The sequence below is a fragment of the Amycolatopsis kentuckyensis genome, from assembly GCF_041679295.1.
Classification (GTDB): Bacteria; Actinomycetota; Actinomycetes; order Mycobacteriales; family Pseudonocardiaceae; genus Amycolatopsis; species Amycolatopsis kentuckyensis_A.
This window is the reverse complement of sequence record NZ_JBGDMD010000001.1, coordinates 1,024,517-1,038,679: the sequence shown is the minus strand read 5'-3', so window position 1 is coordinate 1,038,679 and position 14,163 is coordinate 1,024,517. Positions and strand designations below refer to the sequence as shown.

19 protein-coding genes are annotated in these 14,163 nt (G+C 73.1%); 13 read left to right on the top strand and 6 right to left on the bottom strand.

What is annotated here, in order from left to right:
- The first annotated feature begins 33 nt into the window (after positions 1 to 33).
- From ACERZO_RS04860 to ACERZO_RS04850, 3 genes are all read left to right on the top strand, one after another.
- Complete coding sequence (locus ACERZO_RS04860; RefSeq protein WP_372662296.1) at positions 34 to 582, top strand: MarR family winged helix-turn-helix transcriptional regulator; 549 nt, start codon at positions 34 to 36, stop codon at positions 580 to 582.
- A gap of 150 nt (positions 583 to 732) precedes the next feature.
- The gene (locus ACERZO_RS04855; RefSeq protein WP_372662293.1) at positions 733 to 894 is read left to right on the top strand and encodes a hypothetical protein; all 162 of its coding nucleotides are present in this window, start codon (positions 733 to 735) and stop codon (positions 892 to 894) included.
- Positions 895 to 971: 77 nt separating this feature from the next.
- Positions 972 to 1,475, top strand: a complete 504-nt coding sequence (locus ACERZO_RS04850; protein ID WP_372662290.1) for a hypothetical protein — start codon at positions 972 to 974, stop codon at positions 1,473 to 1,475.
- 37 nt (positions 1,476 to 1,512) lie between these two features.
- On the opposite strand, the gene ACERZO_RS04845 is transcribed toward ACERZO_RS04850, so the two are convergent.
- From ACERZO_RS04845 to ACERZO_RS04830, 4 genes are all read right to left on the bottom strand, one after another.
- Positions 1,513 to 2,265 carry a ZIP family metal transporter gene (locus ACERZO_RS04845; protein ID WP_372662287.1) on the bottom strand — a complete coding sequence of 251 codons (753 nt, stop codon included), beginning with the start codon at positions 2,263 to 2,265 and terminating at the stop codon, positions 1,513 to 1,515.
- Positions 2,266 to 2,373: 108 nt separating this feature from the next.
- Complete coding sequence (locus tag ACERZO_RS04840) at positions 2,374 to 2,667, bottom strand: hypothetical protein (RefSeq protein WP_372662284.1); 294 nt, start codon at positions 2,665 to 2,667, stop codon at positions 2,374 to 2,376.
- A gap of 36 nt (positions 2,668 to 2,703) precedes the next feature.
- Positions 2,704 to 3,180 (bottom strand): DinB family protein, encoded by a 477-nt coding sequence (locus ACERZO_RS04835; RefSeq protein WP_372662281.1) that lies wholly within the window; start codon positions 3,178 to 3,180, stop codon positions 2,704 to 2,706.
- Positions 3,181 to 3,200: 20 nt separating this feature from the next.
- Positions 3,201 to 3,806: an SAM-dependent methyltransferase gene (locus ACERZO_RS04830; RefSeq protein WP_372662278.1), complete on the bottom strand. Its 606-nt coding sequence runs from the start codon at positions 3,804 to 3,806 to the stop codon at positions 3,201 to 3,203.
- A gap of 65 nt (positions 3,807 to 3,871) precedes the next feature.
- Here ACERZO_RS04830 and ACERZO_RS04825 point away from each other — a divergent pair, with 65 nt between their 5' ends.
- The 6 genes from ACERZO_RS04825 (at position 3,872) to ACERZO_RS04800 (ending at position 9,684) form a co-directional block, all read left to right on the top strand.
- Positions 3,872 to 4,456: a helix-turn-helix domain-containing protein gene (locus ACERZO_RS04825; RefSeq protein ID WP_372662275.1), complete on the top strand. Its 585-nt coding sequence runs from the start codon at positions 3,872 to 3,874 to the stop codon at positions 4,454 to 4,456.
- Positions 4,457 to 4,576: 120 nt separating this feature from the next.
- A complete protein-coding gene (locus tag ACERZO_RS04820; protein ID WP_372662272.1) occupies positions 4,577 to 5,482 on the top strand; it encodes an ABC transporter ATP-binding protein in 906 nt (301 codons plus the stop codon).
- Positions 5,479 to 6,240 carry an ABC transporter permease gene (locus tag ACERZO_RS04815; protein WP_372662269.1) on the top strand — a complete coding sequence of 254 codons (762 nt, stop codon included), beginning with the start codon at positions 5,479 to 5,481 and terminating at the stop codon, positions 6,238 to 6,240. Before ACERZO_RS04820 ends, ACERZO_RS04815 begins: the two co-directional genes overlap by 4 nt.
- Positions 6,240 to 7,574, top strand: a complete 1,335-nt coding sequence (locus ACERZO_RS04810) for a streptophobe family protein (protein WP_372662266.1) — start codon at positions 6,240 to 6,242, stop codon at positions 7,572 to 7,574. The genes ACERZO_RS04815 and ACERZO_RS04810 overlap by 1 nt, the downstream gene beginning before the upstream one ends.
- Positions 7,562 to 8,248, top strand: coding sequence for a response regulator transcription factor (locus ACERZO_RS04805; protein ID WP_372662263.1), 687 nt, complete (start codon positions 7,562 to 7,564; stop codon positions 8,246 to 8,248). Before ACERZO_RS04810 ends, ACERZO_RS04805 begins: the two co-directional genes overlap by 13 nt.
- A complete protein-coding gene (locus ACERZO_RS04800) occupies positions 8,245 to 9,684 on the top strand; it encodes a sensor histidine kinase (RefSeq protein WP_372662260.1) in 1,440 nt (479 codons plus the stop codon). The genes ACERZO_RS04805 and ACERZO_RS04800 overlap by 4 nt, the downstream gene beginning before the upstream one ends.
- A gap of 4 nt (positions 9,685 to 9,688) precedes the next feature.
- Here the strand turns inward: ACERZO_RS04800 and ACERZO_RS04795 are convergent, their stop codons facing one another.
- A complete protein-coding gene (locus ACERZO_RS04795) occupies positions 9,689 to 9,976 on the bottom strand; it encodes a helix-turn-helix transcriptional regulator (RefSeq protein WP_372662257.1) in 288 nt (95 codons plus the stop codon).
- Between the two features lie 184 nt (positions 9,977 to 10,160).
- Here ACERZO_RS04795 and ACERZO_RS04790 point away from each other — a divergent pair, with 184 nt between their 5' ends.
- The 4 genes from ACERZO_RS04790 (at position 10,161) to ACERZO_RS04775 (ending at position 13,648) form a co-directional block, all read left to right on the top strand.
- Complete coding sequence (locus ACERZO_RS04790; protein WP_372662254.1) at positions 10,161 to 11,084, top strand: TerC family protein; 924 nt, start codon at positions 10,161 to 10,163, stop codon at positions 11,082 to 11,084.
- Between the two features lie 17 nt (positions 11,085 to 11,101).
- Positions 11,102 to 11,488: a bacteriophage spanin2 family protein gene (locus tag ACERZO_RS04785; RefSeq protein WP_372662250.1), complete on the top strand. Its 387-nt coding sequence runs from the start codon at positions 11,102 to 11,104 to the stop codon at positions 11,486 to 11,488.
- Between the two features lie 294 nt (positions 11,489 to 11,782).
- Positions 11,783 to 12,448, top strand: coding sequence for a TetR/AcrR family transcriptional regulator (locus tag ACERZO_RS04780; RefSeq protein WP_372662247.1), 666 nt, complete (start codon positions 11,783 to 11,785; stop codon positions 12,446 to 12,448).
- Positions 12,449 to 12,511: 63 nt separating this feature from the next.
- Positions 12,512 to 13,648 (top strand): acyl-CoA dehydrogenase family protein, encoded by a 1,137-nt coding sequence (locus tag ACERZO_RS04775; RefSeq protein ID WP_372662244.1) that lies wholly within the window; start codon positions 12,512 to 12,514, stop codon positions 13,646 to 13,648.
- Here the strand turns inward: ACERZO_RS04775 and ACERZO_RS04770 are convergent.
- A complete protein-coding gene (locus tag ACERZO_RS04770; protein ID WP_372662241.1) occupies positions 13,645 to 14,112 on the bottom strand; it encodes a MarR family winged helix-turn-helix transcriptional regulator in 468 nt (155 codons plus the stop codon). The genes ACERZO_RS04775 and ACERZO_RS04770 overlap by 4 nt on opposite strands.
- Positions 14,113 to 14,163 lie beyond the last annotated feature (51 nt).

Below are 14,163 nucleotides of genomic sequence, written 5' to 3'. Positions count from 1 at the left end.
TTTAGCCCTAAACGTAGCAACGCGGAGGCGACGGTGTCCAACGACGGCTACCCGATGGAAGCGATCCTGCGCTGGCCCGCGGCGGACATCGCGGCGGCGTGGCAGCGCGAGCTGCCCGGCGTGCGGACGGAGTCCATCGAGGTCATCACGCCCGCCTGGCGCATCGCCAAGCTCCTCGCCGACGACCGGCGCCGGACGCTGGCCGAGCTCGGGATCGATCCGTCGACATTGGACCTGCTGAGCGTGATCCGCCGCGCCGGGCCGCCGTACGAGCTGACGACGCGCGAGATCACGCGCCGCACGTTGGTCACCGCGGGCGCGATCTCCCAGCGGATCGCCCGCGCCGAGCAGGCCGGCCTGGTCGAGCGGTCACCGTCGCCGGCGTCGCGCCGCGCGGTGGCGGTCAAGCTCACCGAGGACGGCCACGCCCTGATCGAGGCGACCGTGCGCCGGCTGCTCGAGCACGAGGCGGACCTGATCGGCGGGCTGAACGGGGACGAGCGCGCGACGCTCACCGGCCTGCTCGCCAAGCTGGAGGCGAGCCTGCACACGCGCGTCTCCCCCGAGCGAGGGGACGGCTGACCCCTCGGCGGGAGGTTCTCACGCCCTGGAGCCACTGGGCTCGGGACCTGCCACGGGCGCCGTCACCCGGGCGTACCGGTGACGGCGCCGCCGCGTGTAGCGAGCCGGGTGCGCGGGTATCCCGCCGGCATCCTTCGACAGGGAGCTGACATGGGTCTTCTCATCGGGCTGCTGGTGGTCTGGGCCGTCCTGGCCGTCCTCGGCATCGTCATCAAGGGCCTCTTCTGGCTGGTCGTCGTCGGCGCGGTGCTGTTCGTCGCGACCGCGGTGATCGGTTTCGTCAAACGGGAGGCCCTCGGCCGCCGGCGCTGACTGTCCGACATCACGGTTTCGCGCCGGAAATGGCCGTTCATTCGGCAGCCGGGTCATGAGCGTGCTATTCGATCTCTATGACCGAATCACCGAACTACCCGAACTACCCCGAATCCGCGGCGACGGGGCAGCCCGCCGCCGCGCCGGCCCGGCCCAGCACGGTCGAAGGCGCTTTCTGGGCGTTCATCGCTTCGACTGTCATCAGCCTTATCGGCGGCCTCCTGATCTTCGCAAGCCGTGACGCGATCGCCGACACGCTGCGGAATTCGAACAGACAAAGCGGCGGCTCGCTGACCGACGCGCAGATCGACCAGGCCGTGACGATCACGATGGTCGTCGCGCTCGTGATCGCCGTGATCATCGCCGCGCTCTACCTGCTCTTCGCGTTCAAACTGCGCGCCGGCCGGAACTGGGCGCGGATCGTGCTCACGGTGATCACCGCCCTGCAGCTGATTTCGGTGCTGGCCGGGCAGAGCACGTGGCTCAGCTACGTCAGCGTGGTCGTCGCCGTGGTCGGCGTGGTGCTGTCGTTCCTGGCGCCGTCGAACGCCTACTTCGCCGCGAACAAGACCGTCCGCTAGGACCGGTACCCGGGCCCGCCGCACCGGCGGGCCCGGCTCAGCCGGCGTGTTCGACCACGAACGCCGTCAGGAAGCCGAGCGTGGCGAGCAGGCCCGTGTAGAGCTCGGTGCGTTCGAAAGCCTCCGGGATCATGGTGTCGGCGATCATGGCCAGGATCGCGCCGGCGGCCACCGCGGTGATCGCCGCGATCGTCGCCGGTGGGGCGGTGCGCAGGAGGACGTTCCCCAGCAGGGCGGCGGCGCCACTGGCGAGCGCGATCCCGCTCCACACCCCGAAGACGTAGCCGGCGCCGCGGCCGGCCGTCTTCATCCCCGCCGCGCTGGACAGTCCCTCCGGGACGTTCGAGATGAACACCGCCGCCAGCACCGTCAGGCCCACTCCCCCGCCGCCGAGCAGGGAAACGCCGAGCACGACCGACTCCGGGACGCCGTCCAGCAGGGCGCCCACGGCGATCGCCGCACCACTGCCGGCACTGTCCTGTTCGGACGGTTGCTGGTCACCGGAGCGCTTGCGGTGCCGGGCTCCTCGCCGCGCGAGGACGACGTTGATCGCGACGTACACGACGGCGCCACCGAGGAAGCCGCCCGCGGTCGGCCCCAGCCCGCCGGCCCGCTGAGCCTCGTCGACGAGGTCGAAGGCCAGCGCGGAGATGAGCACCCCGGCTCCGAAGGCCATGATCCCGGCGACGACGCGCCGCGGCACCCGCACCCACCACGCGACGGCGGCGCCCAGCACCAGCGCGACGCCGCCGACGAGACCCCACAGTCCCGCCTCCACCCATTCCGGCACGTGAGCCACCTTCCGTCCGAGAGCACCTCCGGAGGGACTACCCCTTCGCGGCGGCAGGGACACCCGAACGGCGCCGGGCACGCGGCGAGTTCGGCAACCGCGTCCGGCTCAGCGCGCATCCCACGGGCGGCCGGCCAGCAGGTTGGCCACCCACCGCAGCGCGGTCTCGCACAGCGCCGCCTCCGGACCGCGCCGGTGGGCGACCACGTCGTCGTCGCACCACAGCATCAGGGCCGTCGCGCCACCCGCCGTCGGGGTCAGCCCGACCACCCAGCGGTTGCCGCCGAGGGCGAGGACGCGCTCGGCGGTGCTCCAGCGTCCACGGGCCCCGGTCACCGTCCACGCGGGACTCCGCGCGAGCTCCGCGACCGAGGCCGGCCGGTGGTGGTTCGGGCCGTTCATCCCGCCACTGTCGCACATCGGGCGGCGCGAACCCGGTCACCGGCCCGTCGACCCGTCGATCAGTTCGCGCAGGATGTCGGCGTGGCCGGCGTGGCGGCCGGTCTCCTCGATCATGTGCACCAGGGCCCAGCGCATCGACGGCGGTGTCCTGCCGGGCCGGGCCACCGGCTCGGTCAGGTCGGCGCACGCGTCGATCACCGCGTCGGCCTCGGCGACCGCGGCGCGATAAGCCGCCAGGAGCGCGGCGGCCGTCTCGTCCGGCCGCGGCCGGAAGGTGGCCGGCCAGTCGGCGGTCGGCTCGCCGAGGAACGTGAAGCGCTCGACGTGGGTCAGGTGCCGGACCAAGCCCAGCAAGGACGTGCCCGAGGGCACGCCGGGCGTTCGGACCTGCGGTTCGGGGACGCCCTCGGCCTTCGCCGCCACGGCGGCGCGCAGCTGGTCGAGGAAGCCGCGCAGCACGTCCTTCTCGGCGGGTCCGGTTCGCGGGGGCGGGGTGTCGCGTCGGCGGGGCATGGGGTGTCCTCCTCGGACGGTCAGCGGGTGCGGCGGATCAGCAGCAGGTGGTCGACGACCTCGGCGACCTGCCCGCCCGGTCCGGTGGCCCGGCGGGACCGGGCTTCGGCGCGCTCGACGGTCCACCCGGCGGCGTCGAGGTCGAGCGACCGGGCCACTTCCCGAGGCGAGGCGAACCGGGCCTCCTGGTCCCACGACCACGGCGCGACGGACCCGTGGTCGACGACCAGCAGCCGGCCGCCGGGCTCCAGCGCGTGCGCGGCCCGGCGCAGCACACGGGCGCGCGGGAACGCGAAGGACGTGTGCAGGTAGTGCGCCGAGACGAGGTCGAAGCGACCCACGGGGAACGTCCCGGCCAGGTCGTGCCGCTCGGCGGTCACGCGGTCGCCGAGCCCGAGTGCGCGGGCGCGCTCGGCCAGGCGGGCGGTCGCGACGCCGGAGATGTCGGCCGCGGTCACGCGCCAGCCGCGGCGGGCGAGCCACAGCGTGTCGCCGCCGGCCCCGCTGCCCAGGTCGAGCGCCGTGCCGGGCGTCAGGTCGGCGACGGCTTCGGTGAGCCGGACGTTCGGGCGGGGCGCGGCGCGCGGGGTCGCGTAGTGGGCGTCCCAGAATTCCGTGGCGGTCATGGCTCCACCGTGGCGCGGCCGTGCCGGAGTGGCACGCTTTCTTGCGGTTTCGGCAAGATGGCCGGGTGAGCGACGACATCGAGGACGTCCTGCACGCGGTCGGCCCCCGGCTGCGGGCGCTGCGCCGCACCCGCGGGCTGACGCTGGCCGAGGTCGCCGGCACCACCGGGGTGTCGGAGAGCACGCTGTCGCGGCTGGAAAGCGGGCAGCGCCGGGCCAGCCTGGAACTGCTGCTGCCGCTGGCCCGCGCCTACCGCGTCCCGCTCGACGACCTCGTCGGCGCGCCCCGCACCGGCGACCCGCGCGTCCACCTCGCCCCGATCCACCGCTACGGCATGACGTTCGTGCCGCTGTCCCGGCGGCCGGGCGGCATGCAGGCGTACAAGATGCTCATCCCGGGCAGCGACCGCCCGCCGGAGCCGGCGCACCAGACCCACGACGGCCACGAGTGGCTCTACGTGCTCCACGGGAAGCTGCGGCTGGTCCTCGGTGAGCACGACCTGGTGCTGCCGGCGGGCGAGGCCGCGGAGTTCGACACGACGCTCCCCCACTGGCTCGGCAGTGCCGACGGGAACGCTGTCGAGCTGCTCATCCTGTTCGGGCAGCACGGCGAACGGGCGCACCTGCGCGCCCGCGCCACCCGGGACTGACCCCGGCCGGGATCGATTTCCGGGGAAGCTGCGGGCGAACCCGCTCCCGGCCGCGCGAACTCCCAGGGTTCTCCCAGAACCTCCCAGGAACCGGCCAGGCGGCCGGGCCACGCTCGCCGCATGACCACCATCGAAGTGCGCGGCCTGACCAAGCGGTACGGCCCCGACACCGTCGTGGACGACCTGTCGTTCACCGTCGAACCCGGGCAGGTCACCGGGTTCCTCGGGCCGAACGGCGCCGGCAAGTCCACGACCATGAAACTGATCCTGGGCCTCGCGGCGCCGACACGCGGGTCCGCCACCATCGGCGGCCGCCGCTACCAGGACCTGCCCGTGCCGCTGACCGAAGTCGGCGCGCTGCTCGACGCGGGCGCCGTCCACGGCGGCCGGAAGGCCCACGACCACCTGCTCGCCCTCGCGGTGAGCAACGGCCTCCCGCGGCGCCGGGTCGGCGAGGTGCTCGCCGCGACCGGGCTGGAGAGCGTGGCGGGCAAGCGCACCGCCGGGTTCTCGCTCGGCATGCGGCAGCGTCTCGGCATCGCGGCGGCGCTGCTCGGCGACCCGCGCGTGCTGATCTTCGACGAGCCGGTGAACGGGCTCGACCCCGAAGGCATCCGGTGGATCCGCGACTTCATGCGCTCCCTGGCCCGCGAAGGCCGCGCGGTGCTGGTGTCCAGCCACCTGATGAGCGAGATGGCGCAGACCGCCGACCACCTGGTCGTGATCGGCCGCGGCCGGCTCGTCGCCGACACCGCCGTCAGCGAGCTCGTGCGCGGCGAAGGGACCGTGCTCGTCCGGACGCCCGACGCCGGTTTCGCGCGGCTGCTCGCCACCGCCGGCGCCACCGTTCGGGAAGGCGCCGAAGCCTCGCTCGTCGTCTCCGGCCTGACGAGCGGGGAGATCGGCAAGCTCGCGGCGTACCACGGCGTCGCGCTCGCCGAACTCACCCCGCAGCGCGTCTCGCTCGAAGACGCCTTCATGGATCTGACCCGCGACAGCGTCGAGTACGAGGGAGCGAGCGCGTGAGCTTCGCCCAGTCCGTCCACGCCGAGTGGATCAAGCTCCGCAGCCTGCGGTCCACCTGGTACACGCTGGCGTGCCTGTTCGCGGCCGGGCTCGGCATCACGGCGCTGGCCATGAACGCCGCCGGCCAGGCGTACGCCGAGGACCCGCAGGCCTGGGACCCGACCAACCGCAGCCTGACGTCGTACATCGTGGCGCAGCTGATCATCGGGGTGCTGGGCATCCTGGTCGTCACCGGCGAGCACGCGACCGGGCTGATCGGGACGTCCCTGATCGCCACGCCCCGCCGCCACCGGCTGCTGGCGGCCAAGGTCGTGGTGGCCGTCGCCGTCGCCGTGCTGGCGGGGCAGGTGCTGATGTTCGCCGCGTTCTTCCTGGGCCAGGCCGTGTTGGGGGCGCAGGACCTGCCGCGGGCGTCCCTCGGCGACCCCGGCGCGCTGTCCGCGGTGACGGGCGGCGGGCTCTACCTCGCGGCGATCGCCCTGCTGGCGATCGGGCTCGGCACGGTGCTGCGGGCGACGGCGGGCGCGCTGGCGACGCTCGTCGGGATCGTCTTCCTGGTCCCGGCGCTCGCGGGCCTGTTCCCGGCGTGGGTGCGCGGGCTGTTCTTCTACTGGCCGACGCTCGGGGCGTCCGCGGTCTTGAAGACGGTGCCCGACCCGGACTTCCCGCACCCGTGGCTGAACCTGGGCGGGATGTGCGTCGGGGTGGCCGCGGTGCTGGCGCTGGCGTTCGTCGTCTTCCGGCGCCGGGACGTGTGATGCGGGAGGTGGTCCGCGGGTTGGCGGCGGCGGCCGCGGCGTTGCTCGCGATGGCCGGTGTCGCGGCGGCGGGGTTGCTGCTCCTCGGCGCCGGCGGGTTGACAGCGCCGGTGATCGCGTTGGCGGTGGGTGGGTCGGTCGACCTCCAGGCGGCTCCGGTCGGTGGGCTGCCGGTCGGGGTGCGGGGCGGGCTGCGCGGGATTCCGCTCGGGGTTTCCCTTGCGGGGGCGGTGGTTTTGGGGTGGCTGTTGCTGCGGCGCCGTGAGGGGTTGCTCGTGCGGGGTGCGGTGGCGGGGGTGGCTTTCGCGGGGGTGTTGGGCGGGGTTGCGTTGTGGGCGGGCGGGAAGGTGGGTTTGCCGGGCGGGGTTGGCGCACCGCGAGGCTGCGCTTCGACGCGGCTGCCGTTTCCGGGTTCTTCCGCGGGGGTGCGCGAGTCGCTGCCGGGCGGGCTCGGCAACGGGTCTTCCGGCGGGATGAGCCAGTCCCTGCCGGCCGGGCTCGGCAACGGGTCTTCCGGAGCGGTGAGCCCGACCCTGCCAGCCGGGCTCAGCACCGGCCCTTCCTCCGGCGTGAGCCAGATCTTGCCGGGCGGGCTCGGCACCGGGCCTTCCGTCGGGGCAAGCCAGCCGCTCCCCGGCGGCCTGGGCGCCGGATTACCCGCCCAAGGTGGCCTGCCCTCCCCCGCCCACCTGGAAGCCGCGTTCTCCGTCGCCGTCGGGCCCACCGTCGCCGGCGCCGCAGTCTGGGCCCTCGTGGTCGTCGCCGTCTGCTGGCTGATCGCGCGTTTCCCTTCCGCAGCAACAACCCTGCGAGCCCTGCGCCGGCCGCTGGCCGGCCTCGTCGCCGTCTGCCTGATCGCGGCCGGCGCGCTCGGCGGTCCGGCCGCGGCCGGTGCCGTCCTGCTCCTCCTCCCCCAGCTGATCGCCGCCGCCGTTCTCACCGGCCTCGGCGTTCCCTGGCACCTCAGCACCACCGGCCTGCTCTCCTGCACCCCGGACACCAGCTTCCCGGCCACCCACTGGATCGCCGGCGCGGTCCTGCTCGGCTGCGGCATCGCGATCGCCGTCCGCCGACGCCGCCCACCCCTGCGTCAAGCCGCGGAGCTCGCCGCGGTCGTCGGCGGCGTTCTCGGCGTCACCGCCCTCCTCTCGCGGTTCTCCGTCGACCTCTCGGTGACCGCGTTCGGCTTCTCGATCCCCGTCCTCGGCGCACAACTCGCCGCGAACCCGCTGCTCGCCCTCGCCGCCGGGGCCGTGGGCGGGGCCGTCGCCGGGTTCGCGGGCAGCCTGCTCGTCCGGACGATCTCCGTATCCTCGCGGGCATGGACGAGATGACCCGGCTGCTGGTGGTGGACGACGAGCCCACCGTCCGCGAGCTGCTCTCCGCCGCACTCCGGTTCGCCGGTTTCCGGGTGACCTCCGCGGCGACGGCGGGCGCGGCCGTCGCCGCGGCCACCGAAGAACCACCCGACCTGGTGCTGCTCGACGTCATGCTGCCGGACCTGGACGGCTTCGAGGTCGTCCGGCGGCTGCGCGAGCAGCACCGCCCGGTGCCCGTCCTGTTCCTCACCGCGCGCGACGGCCAAGCCGACAAAGTCACCGGCCTGTCCCTCGGCGCCGACGACTACGTCACCAAGCCCTTCGACCTGGCGGAGCTGATCGCGCGGATCCGGGCGATCCTCCGCCGGACCGCCGGGCACCCCGCCGCCGTGCTGGCCGTGGGCACCCTCGCCCTCGACGCCGACGGCCGGCAGGTGACGCGCGCGGGCCGGCCCGTCCGCGTGTCCGACACCGAGTTCCGGCTGCTGCGCTACCTGATGGAGAACGCCGGCCGGGTCGTCTCCAAGGCGCAGATCCTCGACCGCGTGTGGCGCGAGGACTTCGGCGGCGACGCCAGCATCGTCGACACCTACATCTCCTACCTGCGGCGCAAGGTCGACACCGAGGAGCCCAAGCTGATCCACACCGTGCACGGCGTGGGCTACGTGCTGCGCGAGCCCCGGCGGTGAGGCGGCTGTCGCTGCGGGCGCGGCTGCTGCTGCTCACCGCGGGCCTGCTGCTGGCCGGCCTGACCCTCGTCAGCGCACTCGTCGCGGACCGGCTGGAGCGCTTCCAGCTCGACCGCCTCGACGGCCAGCTGCGCTCGATGACCGAGCTCATCTCCCTCGGCGCGAGCCCGCCCCCAGCCGGGAACCCCACCGTGCGGCCGGATCTGCTCGACCCCGCGCTCGACCTGTTCGGTTCGCCGTACGTCGTCTACCTGGACGCCGGCGGCGCGGTGGTGGGCGGCCTCCACTCCTCGCGGGTACCGGGGTCGACGTTGCCGCCGCTCGACGCGCTGCGCACGGTCCCCACCGACGGGAGCGGTGCCGACCTGCGGGCCGCCGACGGCTCGGAACGCTGGCGGGCCGTCGCGCACCCGGCCGTCCGCTGGGGCGGGACGGTCGTTTCGGCCGCGCCGCTCGCGGAAGCCGACGCCACGATCGCCCAGTTGCGGGTGAGCAGCCTCGTCACCGGCGCCGCGCTGCTCGTCGTGCTGACCGCGGCCGGCTGGTTCGCCCTCGGCCGGGGCCTGCGCCCGCTGCGCCGGATCGAGCACACGGCGGCCGCGATCGCCGGCGGCGACCTCACCCGGCGCGTCCCGGTCCTCGCGCCGCCCGGCACGGAGATCGGGCACCTCGCGGCGTCGCTCAACACCATGCTCGGCCAGCTGGAGGACGCGTTCGCCGCCCGAGCGGGGTCGGAGGCGCGGATGCGCGCGTTCGTCGCGGACGTCAGCCACGAACTGCGCACGCCGCTGTTCGGCATCAAGGGATCCACCGAGCTGTACCGGATGGGCGCGCTGCCCGGACCGTCCGATGTGGACGATGCGATGCGGCGCATCGACCGCGAAGCCACGCGTCTCACGGCGTTGACCGAGGATCTGCTGCTGCTCGCGCAGCTCGACGAGGCACCCGAGGAACAGCTCGACCGGGCGCCGATGGACCTGCGCACCCTCGCCGGCGACGCCCGCCACGACCTGCGTGCGCTCGACCCGTCCCGCACGGTCACCCTCACCGGTCCGGGCGGCGACGGACCGCCGGGACCGGCCCCGGTCGACGCGGACGAGGCCCGGCTCCGGCAGGTGGTCACGAACCTGGTGGGCAACGCGGCCGCGCACACGCCACCGGGCACGAGCGTCCGCATCGGCGTCGGCACGGCGGCGGGCCGCGCGGTCCTGGAGGTGGCCGACGACGGCCCGGGGATGACGGCCGCGCAGGCGGAGAAGGCGTTCAACCGCTTCTACCGCGCCGACCGGTCCCGCACCCGCTCCGGCGGAGCGGACGCGGGCCTGGGGTTGTCGATCGCCCGCTCGCTGGCCCGTGCCCACGGCGGCGACGTCGAACTGGCGACGGCCGTCGGCGAAGGCGCGTGCTTCCGGCTGTCGTTGCCCTTGGTGGACTGAGGGTTCAGCGCCGCGGGGCCGGGTGCCCCAGCGCCGCCACCAGCTCGGCCACGCGGTGGTGGGCTTCCAGCGGGTGCCGCAGGCGGCCTTCCGGGTGGATCGTGTAGTGGTTGCGGCGGCCGACGCGCTCGCGTTCGACGTAGCCGCCGGCGATCAGGTCCGCGAGGATCAGCTGCACCCCGCGTTCGGTGATGCCGACGCGCTCGGCGATGTCGTGCAGCCGGTGGTCCGGGTCCTCGGCCAGGCACAGCAGGACGTGCGCGTGGTTGCTCAGGAACGTCCACGAAGCCATGCGGGCAGCTTAGCCGTCCGAACTTGACAGACGAAGCAGAGTTCGTCATTCTGGAGTGGACGGAGGGGAGTACCCGCCCCGGTCCGGCATCGTCAATACGGCTGCCCCGCGCAGACCCGGTGCCGGCGCCACCTCGCGGTGGCCGGGAAGACCTCCGGTTCGCACCGAACCGGAGGAGTGTGCCGTGACCGTCCCCTTCTGGGCCTGGGCCGCCGTGCTGGGCGTCATCCTGCTGATGCTCGCGGTCGACCTGTTCGCCCACCGCAAGGCGCACGTCGTCGGCGTCCGCGAGGCGCTGACGTGGTCGGGCGTGTGGGTGGCGCTGGGCGTCGCGTTCGGCGCCGTCGTCTGGTGGGTCTGGGGCGCGGAGTTCGCGGGCCAGTACTTCGCCGGGTATGTGATCGAAAAGTCCCTGGCGGTCGACAACGTCTTCGTGTTCGCGATCATCTTCGGCTACTTCGCGGTGCCGCGCGAGCACCAGCACCGGATTCTGTTCTACGGCGTCCTCGGCGCTCTGGTGTTCCGCGCGGTCTTCATCGCGGCCGGCTCGGCGCTGCTCGCGAGTTTCGCCTGGATCCTTTACGTGTTCGGCGCTTTCCTGGTTCTGACCGGCATCCGGATGGCACTGCACCGCTCGGAACCGGTGGACTACGAGCGGAACGTCGTCCTGCGCGTGTTCCGCCGGCTCGTCCCGTCGACGGACGTCCACCACGGCAAGAAGTTCCTGGTCCGCCAGGCCGGCCGCTGGGTGGCGACGCCGCTGCTGGCGGTGCTGGTGCTGATCGAGGTGACCGACGTGGTCTTCGCGGTCGACTCGATCCCGGCGATCTTCGCGGTGACACAGGAGCCGTTCCTGGTGTTCACGTCCAACGCGTTCGCGATCCTGGGCCTGCGCGCGTTGTACTTCCTGCTGGCGGACCTGATGCACCGGTTCGTCTACCTGAAGCTCGGCTTGGCGCTGGTGCTGGTCTGGGTGGGCGCGAAGATGCTGCTGCTGGAGATCTGGAAGATCCCGACGGCCCTGTCGCTGGCGGTGGTGGGCGCGATCCTCGCGACGGCCGTCATCGCCAGTCTGATCCGGACCCGCACCGCGGTCCGGTCGTCCTGACGAAAGGAATCCCCGGAATGCGTTCGACGAAACGACTGACGGCGGCCGCCATCGGCACCGGCCTGGTGCTGAGCCTCACCGCGTGCGGCGCGGCCGCCGAAACGGCGGGCCGCGTCGGCGACGCCGCCTCGACGGTGAGCGTGTGCACGGAAGCCGTGCGGATCGCCACGGTCACCCCGGACCTCACCAACCCGCAGGCGGCAGCCGACCGCGCCCACGCGGCAGGCGACGAACTGGCCGGCTTGGCCGAGCGCGCGGCGAACACCACGGTGGGCGACGCGATCGGCTCCCTGGCGGAGACCCTCCGCCGCACCACGGCCGACGACCTCGTGACCGGTCCGGCCGACTGGGTGCGGCAGAAGACCGACCAGGTCACCGCGCTCACGAAAGCCTGCGGCCTCTGAGCGGACCCGGTCAGGACGGCCGGTTAGGCCGCGCTTCTCGGTGAACGCGAACGACGTCGCGAGCTTGCCGGGATCCGCCCACGACGGCAGCTGCCGCGCGCGCTCGACGAAGCGCCGCGTTCACCGCTGGCACGTCGCCGCGCTTCAACGCGTTCGGGCGGGTCAATTCGGCCATCGCTGCTCCTCCGGAGTCGAGACGACCGATGATACTTAGATACGTGCACTGGCACTCTGTATCAGAGCATGTCGCGCCGCGGCGGGCAAGACCTAGGCTGGCAGGATCAGGAGGTGGCCGTGGAACCCGTGGTGTCGCCGTTCACCTCCGCGCCGGGCGCGGAGTCGCTCCTGGAACGCGCTTACACCGACGCACTCGAGCAGGTCGGCGACGCCGACGAGATCCGCGTCCGCGTGCTCGACGCGGCCTACGAGCAGTTCTGCCGGCTGGGCATCCAGCGGTCCACCATGGAGGACGTCGCCAAGCGGGCCGGGCTGTCGCGCATCACCGTCTACCGGCGCTTCGCCACGAAGGACACGCTGGTCGAGCACGTCGTGCGCCGGGAGTACCGCCGGTACTTCGACCGGTTCCTCGTCGAGATCAAGCAGGCCGAGACCGTCGCCGACCGGGTCGTGCTCGGCTTCGTCAGCTCGCTGCGCGCCATCCGCGGCAACCCGCTGATCGGCGGCCTGATCGCCGCCGAACCGGGGTTGCTCGCCTCGTCCATGATCACCGACGGCGGCCGGACGCTGGCCACCGTGCAGCGGTTCGTGGCCGGTCAGCTGCGGCGGGAGCAGCACGCCGGGACCGTGTCCGCCGAGCTCGACGTCGAGGTCGTGGCCGAGCTGATGGTCCGGGTGTCCGCGTCCTTCCTCGCGATCCCCAGTCACGTCGTCGACCTCGACGACGAGGCGCAGTTGGCCGACCTCGCCCGCCGCTACCTCGTCCCGATGCTGGACAGCTGAGCCGCTCGCGGATATGAAGATACAAAGCAGGTTGCCTTGTATCTCCGACCGCCGGGAGCGTCCGTGAGCCTGACGACCGAACAGCACGACTTCGTCGCCGCCGTCGACGACTTCTGCCGCCGGGAGGTGGGCACCCGCGAGAAGTGGCTGGCACTCACCGACGACGGCCGGAACCCGCACAACGACGCGCTGTACCGCAAGATGGCCGGCCTGGGCTGGCTCGGTGTCGCCGTGCCGACGGAGTACGGCGGCGCCGGCCAGGGCATGCTCGACCTGGTGCTGTTCCTGGAGACGACGGCCTACCACCAGGCGCCGATCGGCGGGTTCGCCACGTCGGTGATCACCGCGGCGTCGTACGAGAAGTTCGCCGCCGAGGAACGCAAGCACGAGGTGCTCGGCGCCTTCCTCCGCGGGGACGTCCTCGCCGTTTCGATGTCCGAGCCCGGCGCCGGCTCCGACGTCGGCGCGCTCGCGTGCAAGGCGGTCCGGCAGGACGACGGCTGGGTCGTCGACGGCCAGAAGACGTGGTGCTCCAACGCCCACATCGCCCAGCACATCCTGCTGGTCGCGCGCACGTCCGCCGACGGCGGCAAGCACGACGGCCTGACGATGTTCTCGGTGCCCGCGGGCGTCGACGGCCTGGCCGTGCACGGCATCGACACGATGGGCGGGCGCGAGGTGAACGACCTCTACTTCACCGGCTGCACACTGCCCGGGGACGCGGTGGTGGGCGAGGTCGGGCAGGGCTGGCGGCAGCTGATGGCGGGGCTGAACCTGGAGCGGATGATCCTGGCGGCCCTGATGCTCGGCACCGCGCGCCGCGCGTTCGACGACACGGTGTCCTACGTCAAGGAGCGGCGGCAGTTCGGGCGGCCGGTCGGGTCGTTCCAGGCGCTGCGGCACCGGCTCGCCGACCACGCCACCGAACTGGAGTGCACCCGCCTGCTGGTGCACGACGTCGCCCGCAAGATCGACGCGGCGGCCGGGAAACCCTTGCCGCGCGAGGCGTCCATGGCGAAGCTCAAGGCGACGGAGTTCGCGAAGGCGATGGCCCTCGACGGCATGCAGATGCTGGGCGGCTACGGGTACGCGACCGAGTACGGCATGGAACGCCTGCTGCGATCGACCGTGGTGTCCACTGTGTACGGCGGGACGAGCGAGATCCAGCGCGACATCATCGGCAAGACCTACGGGCTCTAGCCGAGGTTGGCCCGGAGCGCCGCCGCGACCTCGCCGGCCGCGGTGAGCTGCTCCGGGGTCAGCGCGTCGACGAACAGCTCGCGCACCGCGGTCAGGTGCGGGACCGTCGCCGCGCGGAACGCCGCGTCGCCTTCCGGCGTCAGCACGACCTCCGCGCCCCGGTTGTCCGTCCGGCACTCCTCCCGACGGATCAGGCCGCGCTTCTCCATCCGCCCGAGGTGGTGTGACAGGCGGCTGCGCTCCCAGCCGACGTCGTCGGCGAGCTGCGACGACCGCAGCCGCTGTTCCTTCGCCTCGCTGAGGGCGAGCAGGACCGTGTAGTCGCCGGGCGACAGCCCGCTCTCGGCCTGCAGGCGCGCGCCGAGCTCGGCGCGCAGGGCCTCGGCCGTCTCGATGAACCCGCGCCAGACGCGCAGCTCTTCCGTGGTCGGCAGCACGCGCCGCCGTCGTGTCGGCTGGGTCACCGCACCTCCTGGTTGACACGTCAATCATATCGAGCGGATGATTGACGTGTC